Origin of the sequence: Anaerococcus rubeinfantis (assembly GCF_001487145.1) — a bacterium.
GTDB lineage: Bacteria > Bacillota > Clostridia > Tissierellales > Peptoniphilaceae > Anaerococcus > Anaerococcus rubeinfantis.
Window position 1 is genome coordinate 472,872 of the sequence record NZ_LN913016.1, and the last position, 14,147, is coordinate 487,018.

Here is a 14,147-nt window from a genome sequence, read left to right on the forward strand (position 1 = left end):
GTTAGGAATCTTTTTTTGAAATAAATTTTTAATTAAACTGTAGCAATAATTTGCCAAAAAACATTGTACTTATCTATAAAAGTTGTAAATAATTTCTTATTAATTCTTTGAGGTTGCATCAAAACTTTTGATTCTTTTTCTAATTTTGAATAAGCCTTATATAAATTTTCGCTATTTGTTTCTATTACTATTCTTCCATTATTGCCACTAATCCAATGCTTGTCATCGGTTGTGTCAAATAAATATACATTATTTCCATAAATTTCTAATTTTGAATTGTAAATCCTATCCCTTACTTCTTCTGGAAAATTATACTGTTCAAAATCAGAATATTTGATTAATTTATCAGGTGGATCAAGATCAAAAATATCGCAATAATATTTTATTGCTTCCAAACATTTCCCATTTTTAAATGATATGCCAACTGCCATAATAATTCCTTTCTTTATTTAAATTTAACATAATAGTATAATAATATCAAGATAAAAAATTATGAAAGAAAATAAAATTGGAGGTTTAAATGAAAATTTCTTTGATTGATCCTTTAATTGTTGATAATAAAATAATTGAAAATCACAAGAAAAAAATTGAGGCTTTAGGCCATGAATTTGAGTATTTTGAAAAAAGTGCAGCTTCTGATGATGAAATAATTGAAAGATTAAAAAACAGTGATGTTGCTATTATTACTAATAATAAATTTTCAAAAAAAGTTATAGATAATACAAATTTAAAATTGATTGATGTAGCTTTTACTGGTTTTAATCATGTGGATATTGATGCTTGTAATGAAAAAGATATTATAGTTGAAAATGCCAGTGGATATTCTGATGATTCTGTGGCTGAGCTTGTTATTGGTCTTACAATTTCTCTTTTGAGAAAATTTGATCAAAATAAAAAAAATATGTTTGAAGATGAGTCTTTTAATCTTCTTGGTCAAATTATTAAGGGAAAAACTGTTGGTATTATTGGTACTGGAAAAATTGGTACAAGAGTTATTGAATTGTTTAAGGTTTTTGGTGCAAATATTTTAGCTTACAGTCGAAATGAAAAGGAAAATGTTAAAAATCTTGGGGCAAAATATGTTAGCCTTGATGAGCTTTTGAAAAATTCTGATATTGTTTCTATTCACCTTCCTCAAAATGAAAAAACTATTGGATTTATCGGCAAAAATGAGCTTGATTTTATGAAGGATAAGGCTATTTTAATAAATTGTGCAAGGGGTCCTATTGTTGACAATGATTATTTGGCAAAATTATTAAATGAGGATAAATTAAGGGCAGGAATTGATGTTTTTGATATGGAACCACCGATTGATGCTGACTATCCTTTAAGAAATGCAAAAAATGTTCTTCTTACAAATCATGTTGGATTTTTTACAAAAGAGGCTATGGATATAAGGTGTGAAATTGTTTTTGACAACTTGTATAAGTTTCTTGATGGTGAAATTGTAAATAGAGTTAATTAAAATGGATACAAAAATTATAGCTATAGCAGGCGGATCTGCTAGTGGAAAATCTACAATAGTTGAATATATCAAAAATTATTTTTCAAAGGATTTGTATGTTATCGGCCACGATAATTATTATAAGGCTCATGATGATTTGCCATTTGAAGATAGGGAAAAATTAAATTATGATAGACCGGATTCTTTTGATAATGAAATGTTTATAAGAGATCTTTTGGATTTGAAATCTGGTAAGGATATTGATATGCCAATTTATGATTATAATATTCACACCAGAAGTAAAGAAACTATCCATGTATCTCCCAAAAAAATAATTTTAATTGAGGGGATTTTGGTTTTGTATGATAAAAGAATCAGGGATATTTTGGATACTTGTGTATTTATTGATGCGGATAGCGATGTAAGACTTCAAAGAAGAATTTTAAGAGATACCAAGGAAAGGTCAAGAAGTTTGGAATCTGTTTTGACCCAATATATAAAGCAAGTTAAACCTATGCATGAAAAATATGTTGAACCAACCAAAAAATACGCCGATATTATAATTCCAAGGGGTGCAAAAAACACAAGAGGAATTGAAATTTTGATAAAACACATTGAAGATTTGATTGAGGAATGATATGGATGTGAAATTATTTGATGTAAATTATGAGGAAATTGAATCTTATTTAAATGGAAATTCCAAAGAAGGCCATAAAATTTTTGGGGCAATAAAAAAAGATGATGGTTATCTTTTTAGGCTTTTCGCACCAAGAGCTGATATGGTTTATATAAAGGGAGATTTTTCAAATTGGAAAGATATTCCCATGTTTAAAAATGAAAAATATGGATATTTTTATAAATTTATAAAAGCAAAAATTGGAGATTATTATAAATATGTGATCGAATCAAATGGGATTAAGTTTGAAAAGTTTGATCCTTATGGAAATTTTTTTGATGAGTCCCCAGAATTTGCTACCAAAATCATCGATACTTCCTATAATTTTTCGGATGAAAAATGGATGGAAAAAAGAGAAAAGAATTTGGATAAGCCTGTAAATATTTATGAAATTCATCCTGGAAGCTGGTTAAGGTATAATTCTACTCCAAATTTTTTGGATATAGTTGACAAATTAATTTCTTATGTAAAGGATATGGGCTATACCCATATTGAACTTATGCCAATTACAGAACACCCATATTATCCATCTTGGGGCTATCAAGTTTCAGGATTTTTTGCTCTATCATCAAGGTATGGCTCTATAAATGATTTGCAAAAATTTGTAGACCTTTGCCACCAAAATGATATTGGAGTGATTTTAGATTTTGTAATAGTTCATTTTGCAGAAGATTATTATGCCCTAAAATATTTTGATGGGCACAGCCTTTATGAATCTGATTATAAAGATTTACAATATTCAGAGTGGGGCAGTTTGAATTTTGATTATTCCAAGGGTCATGTGAGAAGTTTTATGAAATCGGCAATCAATTTTTGGATTGAAAAATGTCATTTTGATGGGATAAGAATTGATGCTGTTTCTAATATGATTTTTTATGATGGAAATAAATACAGGGGAGAAAATCAAAATAATATTAAATTTTTAAAAGAATTAAATCATGATCTTTCAAAAGATTATCCAAATTTTATGAAAATTGCTGAAGATTCTTCGGATTATGAATTTGTAACTTGTAAAAATTCTAAAGATAGTCTTGGTTTTGATTACAAGTGGGATCTTGGTTGGATGAATGATACTTGCAAATATTTTGAAATTGATTCAATAAATAGGCATATGTACCAAGAAAAAATTAATTTTTCTATGTTTTATTTTTATAGGGAAAATTTTCTCTTGCCATTAAGCCATGATGAGGTAGTTCACTTAAAAAAACCTATGATTAACAAGATGAATGGTTTTTATGAAGATAGGTTTAAACAGTTGAAATTATTAAACACATACCAAATGACCCATCCTGGAAAGAAATTAAATTTTATGGGCAATGAATTTGCAACTTTTGATGAATGGGATGAAAATAAATCTCTAAATTGGGATATTTTGAAATTTCCCATACATTCAGCTTTCAGAAATTTTATAAGAGATTTAAATTATCTTTACAAGGAAAATCCTAGTTTTTATAAATATGATTTTGATGAAAAAGGATTTTTGTGGAAGGTAGTTGATGATAATGAAAATTCTGTTTTTGCCTATGAAAGACTTGCAGAAGATCAAAGATTTTTGATAGTATTAAATATGACGAATACTTACAAAAAATCTTATCCTATTTTTTATGATGAAGAATTGATTTTTGTTGAAAAAATAAATAATTTGGGTGAAAAATATGGCGGAGATAAATATAAAAGAGAAAATATAAAAATTAGTAAGGGGGAAGATCTTAAGCTGGAGCTTTGGGAATATGAGGCTGTAGTTTTTGAAATAATAAAAAATGAGTAGGAATAAGGAAGCTATCAATCTTTCTTGGTTGGTAGAAAAATGGACAATTTGGGATAATTCATATTTGAAAAATATTTGGCTAAATCTTGACACTTTAGATTTAGTTAGAATTAATGATGACATTAATGACAATGAAGATATTGAGGAATCCTATATTGATATTGAAAATAATATGGATGAATTTGTTTGTATGCCTGGTCGTGAAGCTGTAAATAAAAAACTTGCTAGGGAAGTTTTTATGGATTATTTGGATAGCGTTGATAAGGACAGGCTATTTGAAAATTACAATGAATACTCAGCTGACGAAGAATTTTTGGATTTAATTTATGAGCTAGGACTTGAAAATAAACTTCAAGAATTTAGGGAAAAAATAGCTGGAGCTATCCTTTTAAACTGGGCTAGTGAAGAAAATATAAAAGTAAACAAAGACATGGAAGTAATAGATTTATACAGTAGGAATTAGTTTTGAAAAATAAAAAAATAAAATTGAGTGTTTTAGTGCTAGGATTAAGTCTAGCACTTTCATCTTGTAATAAAAAAATTGAAAAAGTAGAACCTGAGGCAAAAAGTAATATAAAAAGTGAGTTTAGCCAAGAAGATGTTAATAGTTCTAATATCTCAAATGAAGAGGGACTAAAAAAATATGATGTAACAATTTATGATTATTTTGACACAATTACAACTTTTACGGCTTATTGTAAAAACGAAGAAGAATTTAATAAGTACAAGGATTTAGTTGATAAAAGAATGGCAGAATATCATAAACTCTTCAATAATTATGATAAATTTGAAAATGTAAATAATTTTACCACTATAAATGAAAATGCTGGAAAAGAAAAAGTTAAGGTTGATCAAAAAATAATAGACCTACTAAAAGAAGGAAAGAAATGGTACGAGAAAACTGATGGGGATATTGATATAGCCTATGGTAGGGTTCTAAAAATCTGGCTAGATTTAAGAGAAGCTTACGAAAAAGACAAAGATAAAATAAAACTTCCAAGCGACAAGGAATTAGAAGAAGCTGCAAAGCATAAAAATATTGATGCCATAGAAATTGATGAAAAAAACAAAACAGCCTACATCAATGACAAGGAAGTTCAAATTGATATTGGTGGAATTGGAAAAGGCTATGCAACAGAGCTTATCAAAAAAGAATTAATGGAAAAGGGCCTAAAAACAGGAATTTTATCAGTTGGTGGAGATGTTGCAATAATTGGAGAAAATCCAACAAGAAAATCTGCACTTTTTAAAATTGCAATAAAGGATCCTTCTCTTTCAGAAGATCACCCATACGCCTCTATAGTTTCTGTAAAAAATACTTCAGTTGTAACCAGCGGAGACTATGAAAGATATTTTGAATTAAATGGTAAAAGATATCACCATATAATAGATCCTGCAACAAACTATCCTTCTACAAAATTTAAATCAGTTTCTGTAATTACCGATGATATTGCTGATGCAGATGCTCTTTCAACAGCGCTTTTTATAAAAGACTTAGAAGAAGGAAAAAAATTAGCTAAAAAATTTAAGGCAGAAGCTTACTGGATTGATAAAGATGGCAATACATTTAAAACTGACAATTGGGACAAATATGAAATAGATGAAGAAAATTAAGATGCGAAATCGCATCTTTTTTTATTTAGATATTCAAAATTTTTTTCAACTAGTATATAATATTATCTATATTAGGAGGTAAGAATGGTAGAAAATGCTTTTAATAACGATAAATATATAAAAATCCAATCGGAAAGAATTGAAGAGAGGATTAAAGAATTTGATAAATTGTACCTAGAATTTGGTGGAAAATTATTTGATGATGCTCACGCATCAAGAGTTTTGCCAGGATTTTTGCCAGATTCTAAATTACAAATGTTAAAAAAATTAAAAGATATTACAGAAATTGTAATTGTAATAAATGCAAATGATATTGAATCAAATAAAATAAGATCAGATCTTGATATAGGCTATGATAGCGAAGTAATAAGACTTAAAAACTCTTTTGAGGACTTGGGATTTTTTGTAAATTCTGTCGTAATTACTCAATTTGATAACCAACCATCAGCTATAAAATATGGAAAATATCTTGATAGCTTAAATATAAAAAATTATAGAACCTATGATATTGAAGGCTATCCAAATAATATTCCTCACATTATAAGTAAGGATGGATTTGGGAAAAATGATTATATAGAAACCACAAGAGATTTAGTAGTTTTAACTGGACCGGGACCAGGAAGTGGAAAGCTTGCAACTTGTCTTTCACAAATGTATCTTGAAAATGAAAGAGGAGTAAACGCAGGTTATGCAAAATTTGAAACTTTTCCAGTTTGGAACCTTCCTTTAAAACATCCGGTAAATATTGCCTATGAAGCTGCAACAGCAGATTTAAATGATGTAAATATGATTGATCCTTATCATCTTGAAGCTTATGGAGAAACAACTGTAAATTATAATAGGGACGTTGAAGCTTTTCCAATTTTAAAACAAATGTTTGAAAAAATTTCTGGCTCTTGCCCTTACAAATCACCAACAGATATGGGAGTAAATATGGTTGGTTTTTGTATAGATGACGAAGAAAAAACTATAGAAGCTAGTAAAAATGAAATAATAAGAAGATATTATAACGCTCTTGTTGACTATAAACTTGCAAAATCTGATTATAAGCCAGTAGAAAAAATTGAAATTTTGATGAGTGGTTTAAATCTTGAAAAAAGCGACAGGAAAGTTGCAGAAAAAGCAAGAGAAAAACAAAAAGAAAAAAATGCAGAAATTTTTGCAATCGAACTTGGCAAAGGAAAAATTGTTACAGGAAAAAAATCAAAATTGATGTCATCACCTGCAGCATGTATTTTAAATGCCTTGAAAGAAATTTCTGGAATAAATGATGAAATACCATTAATATCTCCACATATCCTAGAGCCTGTAATAAAACTAAAAGAAGATATATTAAAAGAAAGAGACGAATCCTTATCTGTAAATGATGTATTGATTGCTCTTTCAATATCAGCAACAACAAATCCTGTAAGTCACTTGGCTCTTGAAAATTTAAATAAATTAAAGGGACTTGACGCTCACTCAACAATAATTTTGGATGAAAGCGACAAAAAAACACTATTAAAAATGCATTTTAATTTCACTCAAGACCCAGTTTTATCACAAGAGCATTTAAATATTTAAAAAATCCCCAAAATTGGGATTTTTATTTGCAAAATTTTTGTAAATTTCAAATAAATTTATAATTTTATTTACTATATTTGCTTGACAAAAATTAATCAATGTTATAAGATGAATTTATAGAAAGCGTTTTTAAAAAAATCTTAAAGGAGAAAATATGAATAACGTAAAAGTAGATGTAAAAAATGAAATTGCTTATGTAACAATTGATAGACCAAAAGCTTTAAATGCTTTAAATTCAGAAACTTTGAAGGAATTGAATGAAACTTTTTCAGATATAAGACAAAGAAAAGATGTAAAAGTTTTAATTCTTACAGGTGGCGGAGAAAAATCTTTCGTAGCTGGTGCTGATATTTCTGAAATGGTAAATGCTACACCTCAAGAAGGAAGAGCAATGAGCATGCTTGCTTATGAAACTTTCAATATGCTTGAAGAAATGCCACAAGTTACAATTGCAGCTGTAAATGGTTTTGCTCTTGGTGGTGGTTGTGAAATTTCTATGGCTTGTGATATCAGAGTAGCTTCTAAAAATGCTCTATTTGGTCAACCAGAAGTTGGACTTGGAATTATTCCAGGATTTGGTGGAACTCAAAGACTCCCAAGACTTGTTGGAAAAGGAATTGCAAAAGAATTAATCTTTACAACAGATTCTATAAAAGCTGATGAAGCTTACAGAATTGGTCTTGTTAATCATGTTGTTGAAAAAGAAGAATTAATTGATTATTGTACAAAAATGGCAGAAAAAATTATTTCAAAAGCATCATATGCTATAACTCTTGCAAAACAAGTTATAAATCTTGGATTAGAATCTGACCTTCACACAGGAATCCAATTAGAAGCAAATACTTTCGCATCAACTTTTGAAACTCATGACAAAAAAGAAGGAATGACAGCCTTCCTAGAAAAAAGAAAAGCAGATTTATCTGATTTTTAATTGAAATTTACTAGCCCAGTTTATCTGGGCTTTTTTTAAAAGGAAAAATTATGAAAAATAAATTTATATATTTACTTTTTTTGGCCCTTATTTTATCTGGATGTTCAAAAAAATCTACAAGAATTATAGAAAATGATTCAAATACTAATGAAGCAATTATTTCAAATATTTCAAGTGAAAATATTTCAGCTAATGAATCTTCTTTAGATAGTAATAATACTCAAAAAATTTCATCTGAAAAAACTGAAAATAAGGCTAATGAAGATAAGAAAGATGATTTGAATATTTTAACTGATACTGGATCTTATTCAGCAGTTTTAATTGACAAGTCTCAAGCAGATCCTAAATTTGGATATATTGACGATGTAAAATTTGAAGATGGATACTTAGTTTTCACTGGTGTTTTAAATTATAATGAAAATTTGAAAGAAGGAAGTGGAGATACAGTTTTTGACCAAGGAGAATACAAGTTTAAACTTGATGAGAATGTAAAATTATTTGCAAGAAGTGGTCTTGCAGAACCTGAGTATATGAATCAAAAAGAATTTTTAGATTATGTAAATAAATGCATGGGAAGTGGGCTAGCATTTATTATAAATGTTGAGGATTCTCTTGCAAAAGAAATTATAATAGCAAGTTAAAAAAACTCTTGCAAAAAATTTAATGGTTAAAATTTTTTGCAAGAGCTTTTTATTTTTTATCTTCATATTCCACATAAGAGAAATAGTGATCTCTTTCGTTTAAATCTTCATTTTCATAAGTTTCTATAACTTCATTATTGATTGATTTTACCAAATCTATTATATATGATCTTAGGTTTGCCCTGCCAAACATTTTTTTACCTAAATTTTGTTTGATACTTGTCACTTTATGATAATTTACTATATATTTTGCAAGGTCAACTCCTTGAACCCTTCTTTTTTTGACAATAAATTTAGATATAAAGGTCAAAAGATCAAAAAGTGTGTTTGATTTTCTTTTTAAATACCTTATTAGACTTCTAAAAAATAATCCCTTTATGGAAACTAGCTTGTCAAAAAAGGCATCTTTTGATCCGTCTATTTCAAATCTTATATTTTTTGTTAAAAATTCAAAAATTTCATTTATTTCTTCTTGGCAATAATCTATAAACTCATCTGTGATTGAATATTGTGGATTATTTAATTTTGCCATAAATTCTACTACAAAAGAAGGAGTACTTTTTTCATCAAGGGCCCTATATTGGTAAATATAATTTGCAAAATCATAAATAGTATGGCCATCTTTTGAAATTTTCATAGAAAGACCTTTTTTCATGATTTTATCGTAATAATAAATCATATTATCGGTAGTCATTATTTTTTCTTCAAATTGTTTTATTAAGACGTCTAAACATTCTTCCAAATTTTTTGCTTTAATTAAGGCATGAGACTTGTATGAATCAATTTTTATAAAAACTTCCCCATCAGCTTCAAGAATATTTATAAAACCTAATTTTTTTATGTGAATAGGAAAGATATTTTTATAAATTTTTAAAAGTTCATTTATATATCCATTTTCTGGAAGCCTTATTTTTAAATTTGAATTTAGCCTTTCAAGTGCAAAATTTTTTATATCCATTTCAGCAATTAACGGATTTTTTGCCATTGAATGAACATAATTAAACAAAACATCCTTTAAGGACAATTGATTTTTTAGGGCATAGGCTATTGAATTATCAACTTTTATTGTCTCACCTGATAAATTTGTAAAGGTGAATGATTTTATTAGTTGGGTTTTTGAATCAAGAGAGAAGCCTTGGAATTCTTTTACATCATCTAAAATATTTAGGTGTCTTATTGGGAGGGGATAGGTCACGGTTGAACCTGTTTGAATATTAAATATTTCATTTCCCAAAGCTGACTTATATTTTGCAGTTCCATTTTCGTGCAAGTGACCTGTAAATAAAAATTTCACTCCCATATCAGCCAAAACTTCTATTGGAAGTTTATCATTAACTCTTGGATCACTATCTTTATATTTTTCGTTCCAATTTTTTATTATAAATGGTCCCAAAACCAGTCTTTGGTCTCTAAAATTTGGTATAAAAGCATGGTGAGAAATTACAAAAACCATGTCAGCTCTTTTTTTGGCCTCATCTATTTTTTCTATTGCCCATTTTATTAAATTTTTATCAAGGGCACCAACAACATTATTTTTGCCGTCCTTGTGATTTTGTTCGTAATCTGCAGAATAAATTGAAGTATCAAGAAAGATTAAGGATAGGGAATTTTTTTCTTTTAAATTTGTGTTTATTCTTGCAACATATGATCCATATCCTTGTCCATAATAGGAATTTTTGAAATTTCTGTTGTATTTTTTATTAATAAAATCAATGTAGGATTTAAAAATTTCTGCATCCTTATAAAATTCTAAAACTTTATCCTTGTATAAAAAATCATAAATTTCAAAAAACTCTTTTGGCTCGATCCAATCTGTATTTTTTAAATTTTTATAGTCAAAAGCTTGCTTATTGTTTATGTCGTGGTTTCCTGGAATCAAAAAAATTCTTCTTGAAGGATCTTCTTCTATCCAAGTTTGTAAAATTTCTTTTGCTTCAAAATGAGAAAGTTTTTCTCCATCTTTTGTCAAATCGCCTGGAATTATTATATATTTGCTATCATTTAAACTTGAAAGTTTCAAAGCCTCTTTTAAAAGTCCTTGTCCTTCAACTAAAAATTTTCTATCATATTTAATAGCCATATTAAATTCTTTATTATCAGCCATCAATTCCCTTGCCAAAATATGAGTGTCAGAGATAATGCTTAATTTTATATTTTTTTCATTTTTCATAAATTCCACTTCCCTTTTCTTCTTAATTTAAATATACCCTATATAAGGAATTAAAATATATTTTAAATGTGTATTTTTAAAATAAAAAGTAGAATTTTTAAAAATATTTTTCAAAAAATTAAAATTCAATCTTGACTAAATTACTATGGATTTGTATAATAGTTTCGTAGTATAAAAAAGCAATGAAAAGAAGAGTAGGTTTGTCATACTTTACAGAGAGGTTATTTGCTGAGATTAACCAAGTTAAAACAAATTGAAATGCATCTTTGAGTTCTGCACCGATATTAGGCTGCAGCGGTTTCTCCCGTTATAGAGATAAGGGTTAATAGACCCTGAGAGATTTTTATTATTTAGTGAAAATAAAAAGGTGGAATCACGGTAGCTCGTCCTTTGTTAGGACGGGCTTTTTCTATTGTTTTTTATATAAAAATATTTAGGAGGATTTATGAAAATCAAATCAAAAATTATTGGAGCGTTATTAATTGGATCTCTTATATTTACAGGATGCCAAAGTCAAATAAATACCGGAGAAAATTCAACAAATAATTTATCCGAAAACAAAAGCACATTTTCAAATAAAAGAAGTAAAAAAGATAAAAAATTTGAAGATGTTCAAAAAATAGCAAAGGAAAATGCAAAAAAAGATATAAAAGAAGAACCAAGATACCAGGACAAAATAAAATTAGGATATTCTGGTGACTTGTGCTTGGGAGGACCAAATATAGCAAATTTAAATGGATATTTTGAAGATCGTGATATTGAAGTTGAATTTGTAAATACAAAAAATCCAAAAGATGCTCTTGGAAGTGGAAAACTTGATGGTTTGGTTGGAGAATTTGCAGCTATGGTTGTTCCAGCTACAAAAGGACTTGATATAGTATTTTCTTCAGCATCTCACACAGGATGTAAGTCACTTTATGTTTTAAATGAAAGCAAAATCACAAAAACAAAAGAGCTTGAAGGAAAAAATCTTGCAATTACAAATGGAATCGGAAATTCAAACCACAATACAGCTCTAAGATTTTTCAACCACGATAATGTAGATCCTGACAAGATTAGCTACAAACAAGTTGATAATGCAGCAGTTATCCAAGCAATGAAAGATGGAGAAATTGATTCTGCAGTTTTGGATGATCAATTTGCTAAAAAATTTGTTGATAAGGGAGAAATTAGAGCGATTAGATCTATGACTCACGATGAAGATTTTGGAAAAGAAGTTTGCTGTGTCCTTGCCTTTAATGGAAAATTTGCAAAAGAAAATCCATTAATAGCTGAAAAGATTGCTAGTTCTATCCAAGAAGCAAATTCTTATATGCAAAATAATCCGAAAGAAGCTACTCAAAAATTATATGATAATAACCTAGCAAGTGGAGACTTTGATGCAGGACTTGAGCTTATAAAATCTTATGATTATTCTGTAAAAAATGATCTTGCAGAAAAAACTTTAAAATCAATTTTTACAGATTACAAAGAAATAGGTCTAATTGAAGACGAAAGAAGTGTCGATGAGTTAATGAAATCATATTGGCTTCCAATGGGAAGTTTCTATGATGAAAAATAAAATTTTAAAAAGGATAAAATATGGAAGAGATTAAAGATGATAATGGAAAAAAACTAATTATTAGAAAAATTTTGCCAATAATTTTTGGGATTATTTCAATTTTAGAATATTTATATTTTCCAAACTATGACAAAGAAATGCTAGCTACGCCAGTATATTTATATTTTTTGATAAGTTTACTGGCCCTTTATGGGATATTTTTCATAATTTCATTTAAAAATGAAAAGTTAAGCGAAAATTTGGCATACAAGGCTCCCTTATTTGCCTTTGTCTTTGCACTTTTAATAATTTTTGATCTTTTAACTTTGAAATTTGCGATTTTGCCTTTGCCATATTTTGCATGGCTTGATATGATTATGAATTCAATGATTGCTGATAAGGGATTTTTACTTGAATCAACTCTTGCAAGTTTGAAATTACTATTTACAGGATATTTCATAGGATCAATTATAGGAATTACTACTGGAATTTTTGCAGGATATTCAAAAAAAGTTGATTATTGGATTGATCCATTATTGAAATTGTTTGGACCAATTCCTACAACAACTTGGATTCCTGTAGTTATGGTTCTTGCAACAAGTCTTTTTGGGGGAGCTGTTTTTATAATTGGACTTGGAGTTTGGTTTCAAACAACTCTTGCAACAATGACAGGAATTAAAAATGTAGACAAATCCTATTATGAAGCTGCCAAAACTTTGGGAGCAAGTGAAAATGAATTGGTAAGAAAAATTGCTCTTCCATCAGCAAGCCCAAATATTTTTCAAGGATTAATTTCAGCCATGAGCTCAGCTTGTACATCCCTAATCGTTGCAGAAATGCTTGGTGTAGAATCTGGACTTGGTTGGTATATAACTTGGAAATCTTCATGGGCAGATTATTCTTCAATGTATGGAGCAATAATTATTTTGGCCTTTACCTTTATAATAGTAAATGTAATTTTAAAAAAGATTTCTAATAAGGCCTTAAGTTGGCAAAAGGAAGTGTAGAATGGAAAAATTAGAATTAAAAAACGTATCAAAAGTTTTTGAAAAAATCGACGAAGATGAAAAAACTCACGCCCTAAAAAATATAAATTTATCAATAAAAAATAATGAATTTGTTTCAATAGTTGGACCATCAGGTTGTGGAAAATCAACCATGTTAAGATTAATTTCAGGCCTAATAAAACCAAGTCAAGGTGAAATTTTGTTAGATAAGGAAATTATAGATAAACCATCATCAAGAAAGGGAATGGTATTTCAAAAACCTACACTTTTTCCTTGGCTTAGTGTTGGTGAAAATGTAGGGTTTTCTGGATCATTAAAAAATGAAGAGAAAATTGACGAGAAAGAAATTGATCATATGCTACAAAAAATAGGACTTGTTGAATTTAAAAATTCTTATCCAAAAGAATTATCAGGAGGAATGGCCCAAAGAGTTTCATTAATTAGGACTATGATTGCAAAACCAGAAATATTTTTGCTTGATGAGCCTTTGGGAAGCCTTGATGCTTTTACAAGAATGAATATGCAAGATGAAATTTTAAATTTGTGGCAAGAAATTAAAAATCTTATGATTATGGTGACCCATGATGTTGAAGAAGCTGTTTATATGTCTACAAAAATTATAATAATGGAGCCAAGACCTGGAAGGATTAAAGAAGTAGTAGATATAAATTTGGATTATCCAAGAGATAGGACAAGTGAAAAATTTATTGAATATAGAAATAAAATTTTAAAAATTTTAAATTATTAGTTTATTTTTAAAATAAAAATTCAAATTATTGCTAACCTTATTTTT

General features: G+C 28.2%; 13 protein-coding genes and 1 other annotated feature. Of the genes, 11 read left to right on the plus strand and 2 right to left on the minus strand.

The annotated features are described in order from the left end of the window. Positions 1-32 precede the first annotated feature (32 nt). Positions 33-431, minus strand: coding sequence for a VOC family protein (locus BN3265_RS03180; RefSeq protein WP_058990113.1), 399 nt, complete (start codon positions 429-431; stop codon positions 33-35). Between the two features lie 89 nt (positions 432-520). Here BN3265_RS03180 and BN3265_RS03185 point away from each other — a divergent pair, with 89 nt between their 5' ends. The 8 genes from BN3265_RS03185 to BN3265_RS03220 all read left to right on the plus strand — a co-directional run bounded on the left by BN3265_RS03185 (position 521) and on the right by BN3265_RS03220 (position 8,637). Then, the gene (locus BN3265_RS03185) at positions 521-1,465 is read left to right on the plus strand and encodes an NAD(P)-dependent oxidoreductase (protein WP_058990114.1); all 945 of its coding nucleotides are present in this window, start codon (positions 521-523) and stop codon (positions 1,463-1,465) included. A 1-nt stretch (position 1,466) separates the two neighbouring features. Next, positions 1,467-2,081, plus strand: a complete 615-nt coding sequence (gene udk / locus BN3265_RS03190) for a uridine kinase (RefSeq protein WP_058990115.1) — start codon at positions 1,467-1,469, stop codon at positions 2,079-2,081. 1 nt (position 2,082) lies between these two features. Continuing rightward, a complete protein-coding gene (gene glgB / locus BN3265_RS03195) occupies positions 2,083-3,888 on the plus strand; it encodes a 1,4-alpha-glucan branching protein GlgB (RefSeq protein WP_058990116.1) in 1,806 nt (601 codons plus the stop codon). Continuing rightward, on the plus strand, positions 3,881-4,351 hold the full coding sequence (locus BN3265_RS03200) for a hypothetical protein (RefSeq protein ID WP_058990117.1): 471 nt from the start codon (positions 3,881-3,883) through the stop codon (positions 4,349-4,351). The genes glgB and BN3265_RS03200 overlap by 8 nt, the downstream gene beginning before the upstream one ends. Before the next feature lie 2 nt (positions 4,352-4,353). Beyond that, positions 4,354-5,502, plus strand: a complete 1,149-nt coding sequence (locus BN3265_RS03205; RefSeq protein WP_245191088.1) for an FAD:protein FMN transferase — start codon at positions 4,354-4,356, stop codon at positions 5,500-5,502. Between the two features lie 84 nt (positions 5,503-5,586). Beyond that, positions 5,587-7,065, plus strand: coding sequence for a DUF1846 domain-containing protein (locus BN3265_RS03210; protein ID WP_058990118.1), 1,479 nt, complete (start codon positions 5,587-5,589; stop codon positions 7,063-7,065). 154 nt (positions 7,066-7,219) lie between these two features. Further along, positions 7,220-7,996, plus strand: a complete 777-nt coding sequence (locus BN3265_RS03215) for an enoyl-CoA hydratase-related protein (protein WP_058990119.1) — start codon at positions 7,220-7,222, stop codon at positions 7,994-7,996. A gap of 50 nt (positions 7,997-8,046) precedes the next feature. Further along, on the plus strand, positions 8,047-8,637 hold the full coding sequence (locus BN3265_RS03220; protein ID WP_058990120.1) for a putative periplasmic lipoprotein: 591 nt from the start codon (positions 8,047-8,049) through the stop codon (positions 8,635-8,637). Between the two features lie 49 nt (positions 8,638-8,686). Here the strand turns inward: BN3265_RS03220 and BN3265_RS03225 are convergent, their stop codons facing one another. Next, positions 8,687-10,807, minus strand: a complete 2,121-nt coding sequence (locus BN3265_RS03225) for a metallophosphoesterase family protein (protein ID WP_058990121.1) — start codon at positions 10,805-10,807, stop codon at positions 8,687-8,689. A 173-nt stretch (positions 10,808-10,980) separates the two neighbouring features. Beyond that, positions 10,981-11,201 (plus strand) — a binding site (T-box leader). A 51-nt stretch (positions 11,202-11,252) separates the two neighbouring features. Here BN3265_RS03225 and BN3265_RS03230 point away from each other — a divergent pair. The 3 genes from BN3265_RS03230 to BN3265_RS03240 are packed head-to-tail and all read left to right on the plus strand — an operon-like array spanning position 11,253 to position 14,102. Then, positions 11,253-12,368: an ABC transporter substrate-binding protein gene (locus BN3265_RS03230; RefSeq protein WP_058990122.1), complete on the plus strand. Its 1,116-nt coding sequence runs from the start codon at positions 11,253-11,255 to the stop codon at positions 12,366-12,368. 20 nt (positions 12,369-12,388) lie between these two features. Next, positions 12,389-13,354 carry an ABC transporter permease gene (locus BN3265_RS03235; RefSeq protein ID WP_058990123.1) on the plus strand — a complete coding sequence of 322 codons (966 nt, stop codon included), beginning with the start codon at positions 12,389-12,391 and terminating at the stop codon, positions 13,352-13,354. A gap of 1 nt (position 13,355) precedes the next feature. Beyond that, entirely contained in the window at positions 13,356-14,102 is a 747-nt protein-coding gene (locus tag BN3265_RS03240; RefSeq protein ID WP_058990124.1) for an ABC transporter ATP-binding protein, read from the plus strand. The last annotated feature ends 45 nt before the right edge of the window (positions 14,103-14,147 follow it).